The 750-nt window shown below is 59.1% G+C and carries 1 protein-coding gene; it reads right to left on the bottom strand.

Features of this window, described 5'->3' with window-relative positions; genetic code table 11:
• On the bottom strand, positions 1 to 559 hold a 559-nt coding region (locus tag ACR0B3_RS24390; protein WP_480811294.1), incomplete at its 3' end, for a zinc-ribbon domain-containing protein.
• Between the last annotated feature and the right edge of the window lie 191 nt (positions 560 to 750).

The following is a 750-nucleotide window of genomic DNA, read 5'->3' on the forward strand; positions in this document are numbered from 1 at the left end:
TGTAAACCCCTATTGCAATCATGCCCAATCCCAAGCTCAGCAATAGACCTGCATTGCGACCCTTGCGGCGTGCTGCGTCAGGTGCCGTTGCTTGGCTTGCGCTTTGCTGTTTCGGCGCGGGGCGTGGCGCAGCCTTTTGCGGCTGAAGCGAGGCGTTGATTTCCTCAATATCTGGCAACAGCGTTGCGCGATCTTTGGTTTGCGGTTCTGGAGTTCGCGGCTCTGGCGCGGCGGTATTGGTCGGCGCAGGGTCATGCAGCGCCATTTCATCCTGCCGCTTCAAACCTTCGGCTTCTTCGCGGCGCAGGCGCTCTTCGCGCTCCGCCTCTTCGCGCAGGAGTGCCCGCAAGCTTGGGTCAAGCTCACGGCGTGGGGCCTCTGGCGCGGGGCTTGCAGGTTCAGGGCTTGCAGGTGCTGCGCTCAACGGGTCAACCGCAACCGCACCAGACTGGAACCAATTGGTCGAACAATTGGAACATTGCACATCCCGCCCTTCAGCAGGGATTAGCGCGTCATCAATCTCGTAACGCGCGCCGCAATTTGGACAAGTCAGGCGCATATGGGTGGTATAATCCCTTTGAGTTCAATCTTTGCACGGGGGCCGCGTACCGCCTCTATATGGCGGTATTCTTCCCCATTTAGCAATGCTGCATGGGCAATCCAAGGCCGTGATGCGCGTCTTGCGATTGGTTGGTGCACGTGATGCCTATATCGCGGGGGCCTTCGTGCGAAGATTTGCCTTGCGCAGTT

It is taken from the genome of Ruegeria sp. CE9 (assembly GCF_056537425.1).